Origin of the sequence: Haloarcula sp. DT43 (assembly GCF_037078405.1) — an archaeon.
GTDB classification, from domain to species: domain Archaea; phylum Halobacteriota; class Halobacteria; order Halobacteriales; family Haloarculaceae; genus Haloarcula; species Haloarcula brevis.
The window spans coordinates 151002-165436 of sequence record NZ_JAYMGZ010000002.1 but is presented as its reverse complement, the minus strand read 5'-3'; the positions used below and the strand labels follow the sequence as shown (position 1 = coordinate 165436).

The following is a 14435-nucleotide window of genomic DNA, read 5'->3' as shown; positions in this document are numbered from 1 at the left end:
TAGTTCTGGCCCGTATTTCGGATATAAATCATCAAAATCACGCGGGGTATCACGGCCCGCGGCTCGACACAGCGGCGTCAGTCACCGAACGGTCCCATTCCGCCGCCGCCCATACCGCCCATGCCGCCGCCACCGCCGCCCTGCTGCATCTGTTTCATCATCCGCTCCATGTCGCCGTCGCCCATGCCCTGGAACTGCTTGAGCATCTGCTCCATCTGCTTGTGCTGCTGGAGCAGTTCACGGACCCGCTCCTCGGGTTTGCCCGAACCGCGGCAGATGCGTTCGGTCCGGGACTGGCCGACGACGCGGGGGTTCTCCAGTTCCTCCTCGGTCATCGAGTCCATGATGACGTCGAAGTCGCGCATCCGCTCCTGGGTCACGTCCATCGCGTCGTCCGGGAGCTGGTCCATCAGACCGCCGCCCAGGCCGGGAATCATGTCCATCACCTGGTCGAGCGGTCCCATGTTGTTCATTGTCTGCATCTGCTTGCGCATGTCCTTGAGGGTGAACTGCCCCTCCAGCATGTCCTCGGGGTCCCAGTCCTCGTCGTCGCCCTCCTGGGTCTCCTCCATCGCGCGCTCGACGCGCTCGGTGAGCTGTTTGAGGTCGCCCATCCCGAGCAGCCGGGAGATGAACCCGGACGGCTCGAAGCGCTCGATGTCCTTGACGGTCTCCCCCGAGCCGAGGAAGGCGATAGTCGAGTCCGTCTCGTTGACGGCGGCGAGCGCGCCGCCACCCTTCGCCGTCCCGTCGAGCTTGGTGATGACGACGCCGTCGATACCGATGGCCGCCTCGAAGTCCGCAGCCTGGCTCTTTGCGCTCTGGCCCATCGCGGCGTCCAGCACCAGGAGGTTCCGGTCGGGCTGGACCTCCCGCTCGATGCGCTCTATCTGCTCGATGAGTTCCTCGTTCAGGCCGTCGCGACCGGCCGTGTCGACGATGCGCACGTCGGCGCTCTCCGTCTCGGCGAGGCCCTCGCGGGCGATTTTCACCGGGTCGTCCTCGTCGGGGTCGCCGTAGAACTCCACCTCGGCGCGCTCGGCCATCTCCCTGGCCTGGTCGTACGCGCCGGGGCGGTCGGTGTCGGTCTGGATGATAGCCGGCCGGAGCCCCTTCGTCGAGAACCACCACGCCATCTTCGCGGCCGTCGTCGTCTTCCCCGACCCGTAGAGGCCGGCGAGCATGATGGTCTGTTCCTCCAGCGGCAGTTCGGTGGACTCGCCGACAAGTTCGACCAGTTCCTCGTAGACGATGCGCAGGACCCAGTCCCGCGGGGTCGTGCCCGCCGGCGGTTCCTCCTCCAGCGCGCGCGTCTCGATGCTGCTAGAGAGGTCCTGGACGAGCCCCACGTCCACGTCGGCCTGGAGCAGCGACCGCTGAATCTCCTTGACGATGTCCTCGATGTCCTCCTCGGAGAGCCGGGACTTCCCCCTGAGGTCGTCGAGGGTCCCCCGGAGCGAACTCCCCAAATCGTCGAGTACCATTGTTGGAGCGAGGTACGCGACCACGCGGGTAAAGGCTTGTTGTCGGGCCGCCAGGCCCTGGCCGAGAGCGGAATCTCGCCAGCCGCGCGGAAACTACATGATTAAATTTCGCGTTCCGCTGTGGCGAAAGGGTCAAGAGTTCGAGCCGACTGGGCGACAACATGGCCGTCCTCGGGCAGCTCGGATTCATGGTCGCCTTCCTCTCGGCCGGCGTCGCCGCCGGGTCCATCGGGCTGTTGACCGAGCGACGGACGGAACTGCTCACCACGCTGGTGTTCTCCGTCGCGCTGCCGGCGCTCATCTTCCGGTCGACGTACAACCGCCCGCTCAGGGAGATTATCTCGCCGGCGTTGCTGGTCGGCTTCTGGGCCGTCATCGCGCTGACGGTCGTCCTGGGCTGGGTCGTCCACAGGCGGCTTGAGTCGGCGGGTCGCCGGAGCGTGTCGGTCGTCCAGTCCTACCACAGCAACATGGGGTTTCTCGGACTCCCGCTGGTGGCGGAGACGATGGGCAGCGACGCGACGGCGGTCGCCAGCGTTATCCTCGGCATCGGCGCGGTGACCCACGTCCCGGTGACGGTGTTCCTGCTGGTCCGCATCAACGGGAGCGACGCGTCGCTGCTGGGGGAGTGCAAGGAACTCGTGACGAACCCGGTGCTCGTCGCGCTCGCGGCCGGTATCGCGGCGTCGGTCCTGTCGCTGCCGGTACCGGAGCCGTTCATCGCTGTGCTCGGCCCGCCGGCTGAACTGGCCCTGCCCGTCGCCCTGCTGTGTATCGGCGCGACGCTGGACACGGACCTGCCGCTGTCGGATCTGCAGAAGACCGTCAGCGTCGTCGGGCTGAAGGTGCTGTGGATGCCGGCGCTGGCGTGGCTGGTGTACTCCACGCTGTCGGTCGACGCGACAGTTCTGGGCGCGGCGGTCGTGATGTTCGGCGCGCCCACCGCCGTCTCGACGTACGTCTACACGACGGAGCTGGGCGGGGACGCGGCCTTTGCCTCGCTGAACGTCTTCACCTCGACCGTGGTCTCTATCGGGACCCTCTCGGTGCTGGTCTGGCTGTTCGGCTGAGGGGCCGTAGCCACGCTTTTGCCCCCGACGCCCCCACCGACGGTATGGGCTATCACCACCTCGACCCCGAGGACCTGCCGGAGACCGAGGACTACCCCTGTGACCGGCGGGGCATCTCCGACGCCGCCGAACTCCACGCGCTCCACGCGGCCACCTACGAGATGGCCCCCAGCGAGGACCTCTCGCGGACCTACCACTACCACGAGACGCGCGAGGAACTGTTCTACGTGCTCGACGGGACGCTCCACGTCGAGACGCCCGACGGGGAGTACGTCGTGTCGGCCGGCGAGACCTTCGTCGCCGAGCCGGAGAGCCCACACCGCGCGCACAACCCCGCCGACGCCGACGACCCAGTGACGGTGCTCGGCGTCGGCGCGCCGCCGACCGACATCGCGCTGCCCTACGAGCCCGAGACGTGAGTCCGGCCGCGTCCCGGCCGCTGGACTGATGAGAAATGGGCCAGAACGGTAGGTATGCCCTCCGAGACTGACGCCGAATCGCGTTCTCGCTCCATCCGCCGCTGGCTCCAAGTCATCGCGTTCACGCTGGGTATCGGCCTCGTCACGCTCGCGGACATCGGCTACGTCGTCACCGGCTACCAGGAGGACGTACTGTTCACGGTGACGGGCGTCGCCGGCGGCCTGGTCGCGCTGGCGGCGGCGGTGACGCTCGTGGTCGACCTGCTGCCGGAGTCTTCCGCGCCCGACCCCGACGACACCACTCGGGTGGGGTCGGACGACACCCGACACCCGGAGTAGCACGTTTTTTCTCCCCACCGCTCGCACCGTCGGGTATGACCAGTAAACAAGTGGTCCAGCAGCAACTCGTAGACAGCGGGGTCACGGCCGTCCTCCGTGGCATCCCCGAGGAGAAGATGGTCGACGTGGCGACGGCGGTCCACGAGGGCGGCGTCACGGCGCTGGAACTGACCGCCGACGCGAAGCGCTGTTCGGACATGATTGCGGCCGTCGACAAGGCCCTCGACGACACCGACGCCATCGTCGGGGCCGGCACTGTCATGGACGCCGCCGCCGCCCGCAACGTCATCGAGGCCGGCGCGGAGTTCGTCCTCGCGCCGAACCTCAACGAGGACGTCATCGACGTGTGCAACCGCGAGGGCGTCCTCGCCATCCCCGGGGTCATGACGCCGACGGAGGCCGCCGACGCGATGGAAGCGGGCGCTGACATCCTGAAGATGTTCCCCGCCTCGACGGTCGGCCCGGGCCACATCGGCGCGCTGCAGGGGCCGCTGGGCGACGTGCCAATCATGCCGACCGGCGGCGTCTCCGTCGACAACGTCGAGGAGTACTTCGACGCCGGCGCGGTCGCCGTCGGCGCTGGCTCGGCGCTGGTCAACTACGAGGCAATCGAGAACGACGACATGGACGGCGTCCGCGAACAGGCCGCGGAGTTCGTCACCGCCGTCGAGGCCGCCCGGGAGTAACGGCGGACCGCGGGTCGGTCCCCAGCCGAGACGGGCGTACCGGCGTCAGCGGCTCACTCTTCGGTTTCGTTCGCGGCCGTCGCCGTTTCGTTGCCCGGCATCGCTGTCTCGTTGTCTTGGATAGCCGTCTCGTTGTCTGGCATCTCGGTCACGTTACCGGGTCCGTCGGTCTCGTTGCCTGGCATCTCGGTCACGTTACCGGGTCCGTCGGTCTCGTTACCCGGCATCTCGGTCTCGTTTTCGGGAGTGTCGACGCCGGAGTCGTCGGTCACCGTCTCGGTTCCGGTCTCCGCCTCCGTCTCGGTTTCCATCGCCGGTTCGGTACCGGTTTCGGTCATCGCGTCGGTCTCTTCGGCCGTGGGCGTGCCCGGGGCTTCGGCCCCACCGCCATCGGTCGGCGTGCCGCCGCCGTCGGAGCCGCCACAGCCGGCCAGCGCCACGAGTGCGCCGCCCGCGAGTTTGATGACGTTCCGTCGGGATGTGAGTCGTCTCATAGCGTTTGCCCGGAGACCACCGGGGCAGTTTATGAATGACCTGCTAAGCATCTGGCGGGCAGCGACAGTGCGGATTAGCCACGCCCAAACCCGACCGCGTGGCAAAGGACATGTAAACAGCTCGCTCCGGATCGGAACCGGGGTACAGCGGCGTCGGAGCGGTGTCTTGGGGTCGGCTCCAGGCGGTTATCGAACGCATAGGTATCCGTCGCCGGAGCGCGTTGCTGATTGCCCCGCGGCCCGGCCGGATGACCGCGTCACGGTCGGCGTCGGCCGGACTGCCGGTTAACAACGGGATAACTCTCCCTCGTCGCTAACCGCTCTCGTGTGGGTGCAGTTCGGTCCCGTTGCGCTTGGCGTGGTCGGTGCTGTCCCAGTCGAAGTCCCGTAGACTCGGCCGCCCTCGCTCGCAGGGCATGCTGACCGAACTCTCACAGCCCGCGAGTGGCGGCAAAAATGTTCGGAGCGTCCGAGCGCTACTCGCCGATGAGGCTGTCGACGATTTCCTCGGGGTCGAACGGTTCGAGGTCGCCGTAGTCCTGACCGGTCCCCAGGAAGAGTATCGGCTTCCCGGTGACGTGTGCGACGGAGATGGCCGCGCCGCCCTGCGGGTCGGCGTCGGCCTTCGTCAGTATCGCCCCGTCTATCTCGGCGGCGTCGTCGAACTCGCGCGCCCGGTTGACGGCGTCCTGGCCGGCGACAGCCTCGTCCACGAACAGCGTCATGTCCGGGTCGATGTTGCGGTCTATCTTCTCCAGTTGGGCCATCAGGTCGTCGGAGGTGTGGAGCCGGCCGGCCGTATCGCCCAGCACCACGTCGACATCGTTGGCCTTGGCGTACTCGACGGCGTCGTAGATGACCGCCGTCGGGTCCGAGCCCTGCTCGTGGGTGATTATCTTCTTGTCGAGGTTCTGGGCGTGCTTCTCGAGTTGCTCGTTCGCGCCGGCGCGGTAGGTGTCGCCGTTTGCCAGCACCGTCGAGAGCCCGCGGTCCTCGAAGTACCGGGCGAGCTTCGCGATGGTCGTCGTCTTCCCGACGCCGTTGACGCCGGTGAACACGATTGTGACGGGCTTGTCGGCGTCCTGCACCCGCTCGTCGAAGTCGAACTGGCCGACGTTGATGACGTCGTACAGCGACTCCCGGAGCGCGTCCCGGACGAGGTTCCCCGTGCTGGAGAGCCGTCGCCGGGTCTGGCCCGTGAGGTTCTCCTTGACGCCGTCGAGAATCTCGTTGGCGACGCTCATCTCCACGTCGCTGGAGAGCAGCGCCAGTTCGAGGTCGTCGAGGTGTCCCTGCAGGTCCTCTTCCTCGATGACCGTCTTGCCGGTCGCCATGAGCTTCGCCTTGGCGGCGAGGCCGCGGCCGTCGTCGTCGTCTCCGGCGTCGGGGTCGTCCTCGGTCGCCGGGCCGGCCTCCGTGGCGTCGGCGTCGTCCGCTTCATCGAGGGCTTCGTCCGCGTCTTCGGCCGGCGGGAACGGCTCCCCGGCAGGCTCGGTCGCCTGGGCGTCGTCGCCGGCCGCGTCCGCCGGGGACTCGGCTGTGTCTGCCGGGTCGGGCGCGTCCTCGTCCGCGCCGTCGGCGTCTTCCTCCTCGGCGTCGAGTGCGCCCTCGTCGACGTCTTCCTCGACGTCACTCGTGAACCCGCTGAGCTTGTCCTTCAGTCCGTCGAACATGCGGCCTTACTCGTCGTCCTGCTCTTGCTGTTGCATCATCTGCTGCATCTGCTGCTGTTGCATCTGCTGGGCCTGCTGTTCGAGCTCCTCCATCTCGGTCTCGACTTCGGCCTTCTCGTCTTCCAGGTCGCTGATGTGGTCGTCCAGCGTCTCCTTTTTCGTCTCCAGTGTGTCGACAGCGCCGTCCTGCTCGCGCTCGGCGGAGTAGCCGCCGCCCAGCGAGACGACGACTTCGTCGATGTCCTCGATGGTCGCGCGGATGTAGGCGTCGCCGCCGAGCGGGACCTGCACCGTGGAGCCGGAGTCGAGCGTCTCGATGGCCTCGATGGCCTCGTCGATGTCCGACTGCTTGTCGCGGAGGCGCTCGATTTCCTCGTCGATGGCGTCGACTTCCTGCTCCATCTGCTCTATCTCCTGTGCGACCTGCTGCATCTGACCGCCGCCGCCACCGCCGCCACCGCCCATCATGCTGCCACCTCCTCGATTGTGATCTGCGTGCGCTTGAGGTTGTGCTGGGAGCCGAAGTCGCTGTAGACGCGCTCCTCGGCGACGTCCTCGTTTGGCGCTTCGACCTCCTTCTCGAACTCCTGTGGGCCGTCTCGGGCCGGGAAACTACCGCGAACAGTGTACGTGCTCATACACTGAGGTGCGGGCAGGGCAGGGAAGTATCTTCCCCTTCCGCCCGTCCCGCGGCGGACGCGACGCGGGCTCGGACACACGACGGGAAAACGGCCGATTAGACTACTCCTCGGACGCCGGTGCGTACACCATATCGCCCCCGCACTCGGGACAGGACGGCCGGAGCACCGCTGTGGAGTAGTCACACTTCCGGCAGACGAGGCTGTTCTGGTCTTCGGCGGGTGGGTTTCGTTGGCCCATGTGTGCTAGTTGGGCACACACTATATTATCCTTTGACACGAGCTATCATGGTCAGCGACCCCGACGGATTTGCCGGGGCAGCACGTATGTCGGGCATGAGCGAGACGACCTACCGGTGCCAGTGCGGTGCGACCCTGCGGTTCAGGCAGGACCTGTCGCTGGAGCGTGGCGGGACCAGCCGGTCCTGGGCGTGTGGGGACTGCGGGCTGCCCGTTCCGGGCGTGGTCGCGGAGAAACTCAGCCACCAGCACCCGTCCTGAGCGGGGAGAAACTCAGTCGATGTACCCGAGCGCCTGGTCGATACGGCCCAGTTCCGGCCCGGACGTGTCCGAGCCACAGACGTAGCCGTGGTCGTTGGCGACCAGCCCGGAGCCAACGAGCGGGCCGCCGTAGTTGATGGTCCCGATGTCGGCGGGCACGTCAAGGACGTCTTCGAGGGCGTCGAGTTCGCCGTCCGTGGCCTTCGGATGGCAGAGCACGCCCTTGTTGGTCGCGACGGCGGCGGTCCCGACGGTCGTGACGCCGGCGATGACCCCGCGTTCGACTGGCACGTCCAGTCCGTCCCGGATTGCCTGGACGGCCTCCCGCGAGAGGTCGGGGTGGACGTACGCGCCGTAGTCGTTACAGCAGACGACGTTGCCGGCGGCGTTTATCCGGCCGGGCAACCGCGTGACGGACACGTCGACGGCGTCCTGAATCCGCTCGATTTCCGTCTCCCGGACGCGCTCGGAGACGACCAGCCCGTTCTCGTTGCCGGTCGCGAGCGCGCCGACGGTCCCGGAGTGGCCGACGGTCGTCGGCACGGCCGGAGCGTCGAGTTCGTCGCTCAGGTCATCGAGCAGCGATTCGTCTAAGTCGGGGCGAACCAGCACACAGTCGTCGGTCGCACGGGCGAACACACCCACGTACGACGACCCGGAGAAAGCCGCGCGGAGCAACGTTACTCTGCGGTCTCTGCTTCGACGATGGCTTCGCCCTCTTCCTCGAAGCGGGCGGCGCGAACACGGATTTTGCTCGGCGTGTTGGCGCGACCGCGGGCCCAGGCCGCCTCGTTGATGGAGGGGTCCAGACGGACGGCGCTCTCGTCGACAGAGAAGTGCTTGGCGAGGTGCTCGCGGATGAGGACCATCGCCTTGTCCGCGCGCTTGTGGTTCGGTTCGGCTCGTGCGTCTCGGAGCGGGACGGTGACGACACGCTCCTCGAAGTCACTGGCGCTCATTATTCGTCAGTGTCGTTGCGCCGCCAGTGGCGTCGTTTGTGGTTGCGCTGGACCTCGCGGTCCGTCTTGAGCATGACCCAGGCCGGGACTCGACTGTTCTGGTTGTCGAGTTTGGCCAGCCGCTTCTTCGTAGCCTTCGATTTCTTACCCATGGTATGGTGCTTGTTCCGCGCCGTGGTTTAAATTCCTTCCTTTTCGAGCCGGTCGCAGCGCGTTATCAGCGGCTGTAACTGCGGACGTAGAACTAAGTGGCACAGTGGCCTGATTATCAATGGATGAAGCGCCGGAGATTCCTCCAGACAGCAGGTGTCGGGGCGGCGGCCGTCGGCACCGGGTGTATGGGTGGTGGCGGTGAGGTCGTCGTCAGCGTACAGCGGGACGTCAGGGTCGAGCCACAGGGGGCATGGATACGAGCAGACATCCCGGACGTGTCCGACCCCAGCGGCGAGATTCGCTACATCGTCAAGTCCGAGACCCCGTTCAGCGTGTACTTCTTCACCGACCGTTCGCAGTTCGAGCGGTACGACGCCTACATCAAGGGGCGAGAGCCCGACGAGACGCCGCCGGGGAACCCCAAGTTCAGCCAGAAGGCGGTCCAGCCAGAGGGAGCCGACATCTACGAAGCGTCGACGGACGACGGCGGCGCACGGGAGGCCCTCGACGAACCCGGCCCGTACTTCTTCGCCGTCGACTACTCGAACTACCGGATGGAGACGCGGGTCGAGGAGTTCGGCGACCCGCTGACCGCGTTCGTCGACCTCACCGTCATCCGGAACCGGCTCCCCTTCTAGACGAACGCCAGCGGGACCATAGCTAGTACGCCGACGGCGACGCCGGCGGTGAGTTCACGCTTGCCCCCGCCCGGCAGGTCGTTCCCGTACTCCAGCGCCTCGGGGACGAACTCGGTGAGCACGAGAAACACCATCGCCCCGGCAGCGAAGCCGAAGCCGAAGGGGAGAAACGCCTTCGCCAGCGTGACGAAGTAGTACGCGATGACGGCCCCGAGCGGTTGTGGCAGCGAGGAGAACACCGCCCACCAGACCATCTTCCACTCGCTGACCCCCAGCGAGCGGAGGGGGATGGCGATGGCAGTCCCCTCCGGGACGTTGTGGATGGAGATGGCGACGGTCATGAACACCGCGAGCAGCGGGACGGAGACGCCGGCGATGCCAACGACGGAGTCGGGCGTGGTCGACGCCAGTCCCAGTTCCGCGAAGGAGACGCCGACCGCGACGCCCTCCGGGAAGCTATGAACCGTCAGAATCCCCAGAATCAGCAGGAGCTTCTTGAAGTCGGCCCGCTCGAACTCTTTGGGCGAGTGGTCGAAGTCCTCCAGCGCCCGGTGGGCCACGACGACGAGGACGACGCCGGCGACGAGTCCGGGGACCATGAGCAGCGGTGACCCGTAGGCCAGCCCCTCGCGGACGAGGCCGAACAGCGAGGCGGCGACCATGATACCCGAGGCCAGCCCCCACAGCAGGACGTTCCACCGGTCCGAGAACTCGTCGACGAGGAAGAACGGTATCGCGCCGAGGCCGGTGGCGAGCGCCGTGAGCAACCCCGCGACGAACACGAACGCAACGTTCTCGACGGCGACCATACCGGAACTACGCCGCACGGCCCGATAAAAATTGTCACTAACCTGATTTGTTTTGGTCGGCCTAAACACCCGACCGTGTGCCCGATTCGAAGACTGGACAGTGATGTGACAGTCGCGACCGCCGGCCTCTTATATCGTCGTTAGTATCAGTTTCAGAATAATATGCGGTGTTCGTGCGGCACTCGCACCGCCCGCGGGGTCGTGACACGGTCCGTGTCCGGTGCGTCGCCACGCATCGGCCCGGACCGCCCGGTGGCTCGCGCTCACAGCGGCACCGACGCGATGGTCCGGTACGTCGGCCCGTCGGGCCCCAGTTCGCTCTCCTTGAGTCTGATTGCCGCGACTCGCAGGCGGCCCACGTCGGGGTCGCCGTTCTCGACGGCGTCCTGTACCGTCTCCTTGCCGCCGGCGTGGTCCATCCTGGCGACGGTCGCGTGGGGCGTGAACGCGTGGTCAGCGGGGTCGAACCCCAGCTCGACGGTCCGGGCCTCGACGGCCTCGTGCAGCGCGGTCAGTTCCGTGTCCCCCCGACCCTCGCGGACGCCGACCCAGACCACGCTGATGTAGGACAGCGACGGGAAGACGCCCAGCCCGCCGAACTCGGCCACGAACGGGGTGACGCCGCTGTCGTCGACCGCGGTTTCGAGGGCGGCGACGACGTCGTCGACGCGGGCCGGGTCGGTGTCGCCGAGGAACTGCAGCGTGACGTGGGCTTGTTCGGGGTCGGTCAGCCGGAGACCGGGCACGCCGTCGAAGCGGTCCTGAACGGCCGCCACAGCGTCCCCGAGCCCGTCGAGGTCGACGCTGACGAACAGGCGCTTGGACATGGCCGGGCGTTCCCGGCCGGTCGGCAAGAAAGCACCGGGCAACCGAGATGGAGACGCGTCCAGCATCGGCAGACGGGCGCACCCCGAAATCCCGCCACAGGCCACCCACATCCTGGCGAGCCGTGGACGTAGCCCTTAACCGGATTGGCCGTCAATCAGGAGGTATGACAGACCACGACGACGACCACTCTTTCTCCGAGGGCCAGGGGTTCGACGACCCCTACGAGGGGTTCGACCTCGAACCCCCGGAGTTCGAGGTGGACCCGGACAAGGTCGACCCCGTCGACTCCCGTGTCGTCACCGACCTGCTGGACCAGCGGAACGTCTCCTCCGACGCCGTCGACCCCGAGCAGTTGCTCGACGTCGGCCTGGAGTACATGCACATCAACCGCCACGAACAGGCCGCCGAGACCTTCGAGCGAGTCGCTCAGTACACGGACGACGAGCGGCTCGAGCAGGAGGCCTGGACGAACAAGGGCGCGGCCCACGCGGAGCTCGAAGAGTGGGACGCCGCCATCGGCGCGTACAAGGAGGCGCTCAACTTCGACGAGGAGTCCGACCACGCCGCCACGGCGGAGACGAACCTCGCGTACGCGCTCTGGCAGTCCGGTCGCTCCGAGCAGGCGCTCGAACACGCCGAGCGCGCCGTCGAAATCGACCCCCGCTTCGGCGAGGGCTGGTACAACCGCGGCTTCTTCCTGCTGGAGCGCGGGCTGGCCGAGGACGCCATCGAAGCGTTCGACAACGCCGTCCGCCTGGGCTTCCGGAACGCCGACGTGCTCGAAGAGAAGGCCCGCGCACTCGAAGAGATAGGCGAGTTCGACCGCGCCGAGGAACTGGCCGAGGAAGTCGACGAGATGCGCGAAGAGGCCGAACAGCAGCTGCTCGAATGATACTCAACGAGCGCGACACAGACGAAGGGTTGCTCGTCTCGGTCTGTGACCCGGACATCATGGGGGAGACCTTCGAGAACGGCCCCGTGTCCCTGACCGTCGACGAGGAGTTCTACGGCGGTCAGTCGGCCACGGAGGACGAAATCGTCGACAGCCTCGCCCGCTGTTCGGTCGCCAACATCGTCGGCGACGACGCCGTCGGCGTCGCCGTCGACCACGGCTTCGTCGACGAGGAGAACGTCCTCGACCTGGGCGAGACGCGCCACGCGCAGCTGCTCTGGATGTAGCCGGGCCCGCGTGACCCCGACAGTCTTTGCACACGCCCGCCGACAGACGCGTATGTACTCCCGAGAGCACGCGCTCGTCTCGGCGGCCGTCGGAGCCGCCGGCCTCGCCGTCCTGCCGGTCCCGCTGCCGTGGTGGGCCGCCGTCGGTTACGCGGTCGTCGTCGGCGTCGCCATCGATATCGACCACTTCGCCGTGGCTCGACTGGAGACCGGGGACTGGGCCGCGCTCCGGCGCTGTCTCCGGACTCCGCGGCTCGTCGTCAGCGGCCAAGACGAGATATTCGACCCGCAGGACCTCTGGCCGCTCCAGCGACTCCTCAGCCACCATCTCATCGGCGGCGTCGCGGTCGGCGCCCTCTGGCTCGTCTCCGAACCGCTGGCGCTGTTTACCGCCCTCGTCCTGTACGCCCACGTCCTCTGTGACCTCGTCTGGGACAACTACCTGCTGGAGACGTACCGCGAACAGCACGCGATGGCCGCCGCGGCCGAGTCGGGCGAGGGGGACACAGAGTTCTAGGTGAACCGAAGGAATGTTGCCTGTCGAGTCCCTGTCTGGAGGTAATGGGACACTCTGAATCCGAACTCCTGGACGTGGGACGCATCCGCGAGGACTTCCCCATCCTCCAACGCGAGTTCGACGGCGAGCAGGTGGTGTACCTCGACAACGCGGCCACCACGCAGACGCCCGAGCCGGTCGTCGAGACCATCGCCGACTACTACCGGACGACGAACGCCAACGTCCACCGCGGGCTTCACCAGCTCAGCCAGGAGGCCAGCGTCGCCTACGAGGACGCCCACGACCGCGTCGCCGAGTTCGTCGGCGCGTCGGGCGAACGCGAGGAAATCATCTTCACGAAGAACACCACGGAGAGCGAGAATCTCGTCGCCTACGCCTGGGGCCTGAACGAACTCGGCCCCGAGGACGAGGTCGTGCTCACGGAGATGGAACACCACGCCTCGCTGGTGACCTGGCAGCAAATCGCCAAGAAGACCGGTGCGACCTGCCGCTACATCAGCGTCGACGAGGACGGCACGCTCGACATGGACCACGCGCGGGAAATCATCACCGACGACACCGCGATGGTCAGCGTCGTCCACGTCTCGAACACGCTCGGGACGGTCAACCCCGTCTCGGAGCTTGCGGACATCACCCACGACCACGACGCCTACATCTTCGTCGACGGCGCGCAGTCGGTCCCGAACCGCCCGGTCGACGTGGAGGCCATCGACGCCGACTTCCTGGCATTCTCCGGCCACAAGATGGCCGGCCCGACCGGTATCGGCGTCCTCTACGGCAAGAAACACCTCTTAGAGGAGATGGAGCCGTACCTCTACGGCGGCGAGATGATACAGAAGGTCACCTTCGAGGACGCCACCTGGAACGACCTCCCGTGGAAGTTCGAAGCCGGCACGCCGGTCATTTGCCAGGGCATCGCGCTGGCGGAGGCCTGTGACTACCTCGACGACATCGGGATGGAGCGGATTCAGCGCCACGAGGAACAGCTCGCCGAGTACGCACTGGAACGGCTCCAGGACGAGGGCGACGTGGAGACCTACGGCCCGCCCGCGGGGACGGCACGGGGCGGCCTGGTCGCGTTCAACCTCGATTCGGTCCACGCCCACGACCTCTCCTCGATTCTCAACGACTCCGCCGTCGCCATCCGGGCCGGCGACCACTGCACCCAGCCGCTGCACGACAAGATGGGCGTCCCCGCCTCCGCGCGGGCCTCCTTCTATATCTACAACACGCGCGAGGAAGTGGACAAGCTCGTTTCGGCCATCGACGACGCCCGGCAGCTGTTCGCGTAATCGTCTCTGGGACCGAACGGAGTGAGGTCCCACCTTTTTCGCCCACGTTTTTCGAGGCGTGGTCGCCACAGGCGACCCAACGATGAAAAAGGTGGTCTCGCGATACGCGCGAGGAAGTGGACAAGCTCGTTTCGGCCATCGACGACGCCCGGCAGCTGTTCGCGTAATCGTCTCTCTGGGACCGAACGGAGTGAGATCCCACCTTTTTCGCCCACGTTTTCTACGGGGGTTGAGCGTTCGCCCCTGACGAGCGCGATGCCCCCGTGGAAAAAGGTGGCTCGGAAGCCTTTTCCGACTGACAGCCGTATCGTAGTTCAATTATGGGTATCGGTGGCTCGGACATGTACCGGCAGCAAATCCTCGACCACTACAAGAACCCCCGGAACTACGGGGAAATCGAGGACGCCACGTTCACCCACGTCGGCGAGAACCCGATGTGCGGCGACGAGATACGAATGGACGTCGTCCTCGACGACAGCGAGGAGACCATCGAGCGGGTCGCCTTCCAGGGCGACGGCTGTGCCATCTCACAGGCCTCCGCGTCGATGCTCTCACAGGAGCTTGCGGGGATGGCAATCGAGGACCTGCAGGCGATGGACCGCGACGACATCACGGAGATGCTCGGCGTCGACATCTCACCGATGCGGGTGAAATGCGCCGTCCTCGCCGAGAAGGTGGCACAGGACGGGGCGGAGATTTACTTCGGCGAGAAGGACATCGACCGGACGACCACCGAGGACGACGACTGAGGCTCAC

The 14435-nt window shown here is 66.7% G+C and carries 22 protein-coding genes; 11 read left to right on the top strand and 11 right to left on the bottom strand.

Features of this window, described 5'->3' with window-relative positions:
* Positions 1-77 precede the first annotated feature (77 nt).
* Positions 78-1484: a signal recognition particle protein Srp54 gene (locus tag VI123_RS08095; RefSeq protein WP_336337550.1), complete on the bottom strand. Its 1407-nt coding sequence runs from the start codon at positions 1482-1484 to the stop codon at positions 78-80.
* Between the two features lie 161 nt (positions 1485-1645).
* Between VI123_RS08095 and VI123_RS08090 the strand changes: the two genes are divergently transcribed.
* The 4 genes from VI123_RS08090 to VI123_RS08075 are packed head-to-tail and all read left to right on the top strand — an operon-like array spanning position 1646 to position 3998.
* Positions 1646-2554, top strand: a complete 909-nt coding sequence (locus tag VI123_RS08090; protein WP_336337549.1) for an AEC family transporter — start codon at positions 1646-1648, stop codon at positions 2552-2554.
* Positions 2555-2598: 44 nt separating this feature from the next.
* Positions 2599-2973: a cupin domain-containing protein gene (locus VI123_RS08085; RefSeq protein WP_336337548.1), complete on the top strand. Its 375-nt coding sequence runs from the start codon at positions 2599-2601 to the stop codon at positions 2971-2973.
* A 54-nt stretch (positions 2974-3027) separates the two neighbouring features.
* Positions 3028-3312 (top strand): hypothetical protein, encoded by a 285-nt coding sequence (locus tag VI123_RS08080; protein WP_336337547.1) that lies wholly within the window; start codon positions 3028-3030, stop codon positions 3310-3312.
* 35 nt (positions 3313-3347) lie between these two features.
* Positions 3348-3998, top strand: coding sequence for a bifunctional 4-hydroxy-2-oxoglutarate aldolase/2-dehydro-3-deoxy-phosphogluconate aldolase (locus tag VI123_RS08075; protein WP_336337546.1), 651 nt, complete (start codon positions 3348-3350; stop codon positions 3996-3998).
* Between the two features lie 53 nt (positions 3999-4051).
* Here the strand turns inward: VI123_RS08075 and VI123_RS08070 are convergent, their stop codons facing one another.
* From VI123_RS08070 to VI123_RS08050, 5 genes are all read right to left on the bottom strand, one after another.
* Positions 4052-4492 (bottom strand): cell wall anchor protein, encoded by a 441-nt coding sequence (locus tag VI123_RS08070; RefSeq protein ID WP_336337545.1) that lies wholly within the window; start codon positions 4490-4492, stop codon positions 4052-4054.
* Between the two features lie 476 nt (positions 4493-4968).
* Entirely contained in the window at positions 4969-6165 is a 1197-nt protein-coding gene (gene ftsY / locus VI123_RS08065; protein WP_336337544.1) for a signal recognition particle-docking protein FtsY, read from the bottom strand.
* Between the two features lie 6 nt (positions 6166-6171).
* On the bottom strand, positions 6172-6633 hold the full coding sequence (pfdA, locus tag VI123_RS08060) for a prefoldin subunit alpha (protein WP_336337543.1): 462 nt from the start codon (positions 6631-6633) through the stop codon (positions 6172-6174).
* Entirely contained in the window at positions 6630-6803 is a 174-nt protein-coding gene (gene rpl18a / locus VI123_RS08055; RefSeq protein WP_336337542.1) for a 50S ribosomal protein L18Ae, read from the bottom strand. Before rpl18a ends, pfdA begins: the two co-directional genes overlap by 4 nt.
* A gap of 103 nt (positions 6804-6906) precedes the next feature.
* Positions 6907-7044 carry a hypothetical protein gene (locus VI123_RS08050; RefSeq protein ID WP_336337541.1) on the bottom strand — a complete coding sequence of 46 codons (138 nt, stop codon included), beginning with the start codon at positions 7042-7044 and terminating at the stop codon, positions 6907-6909.
* A gap of 95 nt (positions 7045-7139) precedes the next feature.
* On the opposite strand from VI123_RS08050, the gene VI123_RS08045 reads away from it, so the two are divergent.
* A complete protein-coding gene (locus tag VI123_RS08045; protein ID WP_336337540.1) occupies positions 7140-7304 on the top strand; it encodes a hypothetical protein in 165 nt (54 codons plus the stop codon).
* 12 nt (positions 7305-7316) lie between these two features.
* Here the strand turns inward: VI123_RS08045 and VI123_RS08040 are convergent, their stop codons facing one another.
* The 3 genes from VI123_RS08040 to VI123_RS08030 are packed head-to-tail and all read right to left on the bottom strand — an operon-like array spanning position 7317 to position 8415.
* Positions 7317-7982: a translation initiation factor IF-6 gene (locus tag VI123_RS08040; protein WP_336337539.1), complete on the bottom strand. Its 666-nt coding sequence runs from the start codon at positions 7980-7982 to the stop codon at positions 7317-7319.
* 2 nt (positions 7983-7984) lie between these two features.
* On the bottom strand, positions 7985-8263 hold the full coding sequence (locus tag VI123_RS08035) for a 50S ribosomal protein L31e (protein ID WP_336337538.1): 279 nt from the start codon (positions 8261-8263) through the stop codon (positions 7985-7987).
* Positions 8263-8415 carry a 50S ribosomal protein L39e gene (locus tag VI123_RS08030; RefSeq protein WP_004518346.1) on the bottom strand — a complete coding sequence of 51 codons (153 nt, stop codon included), beginning with the start codon at positions 8413-8415 and terminating at the stop codon, positions 8263-8265. The genes VI123_RS08035 and VI123_RS08030 overlap by 1 nt, the downstream gene beginning before the upstream one ends.
* Positions 8416-8538: 123 nt before the next feature.
* On the opposite strand from VI123_RS08030, the gene VI123_RS08025 reads away from it, so the two are divergent.
* A complete protein-coding gene (locus tag VI123_RS08025) occupies positions 8539-9054 on the top strand; it encodes a twin-arginine translocation signal domain-containing protein (RefSeq protein WP_336337537.1) in 516 nt (171 codons plus the stop codon).
* Here the strand turns inward: VI123_RS08025 and VI123_RS08020 are convergent.
* Positions 9051-9863 carry a ZIP family metal transporter gene (locus tag VI123_RS08020; RefSeq protein WP_336337536.1) on the bottom strand — a complete coding sequence of 271 codons (813 nt, stop codon included), beginning with the start codon at positions 9861-9863 and terminating at the stop codon, positions 9051-9053. The two genes, VI123_RS08025 and VI123_RS08020, sit on opposite strands and share 4 nt — an antisense overlap.
* Before the next feature lie 263 nt (positions 9864-10126).
* Positions 10127-10690, bottom strand: a complete 564-nt coding sequence (gene thpR, locus VI123_RS08015) for an RNA 2',3'-cyclic phosphodiesterase (RefSeq protein ID WP_336337535.1) — start codon at positions 10688-10690, stop codon at positions 10127-10129.
* 164 nt (positions 10691-10854) lie between these two features.
* On the opposite strand from thpR, the gene VI123_RS08010 reads away from it, so the two are divergent.
* The 5 genes from VI123_RS08010 (at position 10855) to sufU (ending at position 14428) form a co-directional block, all read left to right on the top strand.
* Entirely contained in the window at positions 10855-11583 is a 729-nt protein-coding gene (locus VI123_RS08010) for a tetratricopeptide repeat protein (protein WP_336337534.1), read from the top strand.
* Positions 11580-11870: a DUF424 domain-containing protein gene (locus VI123_RS08005; protein WP_336337533.1), complete on the top strand. Its 291-nt coding sequence runs from the start codon at positions 11580-11582 to the stop codon at positions 11868-11870. Before VI123_RS08010 ends, VI123_RS08005 begins: the two co-directional genes overlap by 4 nt.
* Positions 11871-11922: 52 nt before the next feature.
* Positions 11923-12387, top strand: a complete 465-nt coding sequence (locus tag VI123_RS08000) for a hypothetical protein (RefSeq protein WP_336337532.1) — start codon at positions 11923-11925, stop codon at positions 12385-12387.
* A 44-nt stretch (positions 12388-12431) separates the two neighbouring features.
* Positions 12432-13679, top strand: coding sequence for an aminotransferase class V-fold PLP-dependent enzyme (locus VI123_RS07995; RefSeq protein ID WP_336337531.1), 1248 nt, complete (start codon positions 12432-12434; stop codon positions 13677-13679).
* A gap of 320 nt (positions 13680-13999) precedes the next feature.
* Positions 14000-14428 (top strand): Fe-S cluster assembly sulfur transfer protein SufU, encoded by a 429-nt coding sequence (sufU, locus tag VI123_RS07990; RefSeq protein WP_336337530.1) that lies wholly within the window; start codon positions 14000-14002, stop codon positions 14426-14428.
* Positions 14429-14435: the final 7 nt, after the last annotated feature.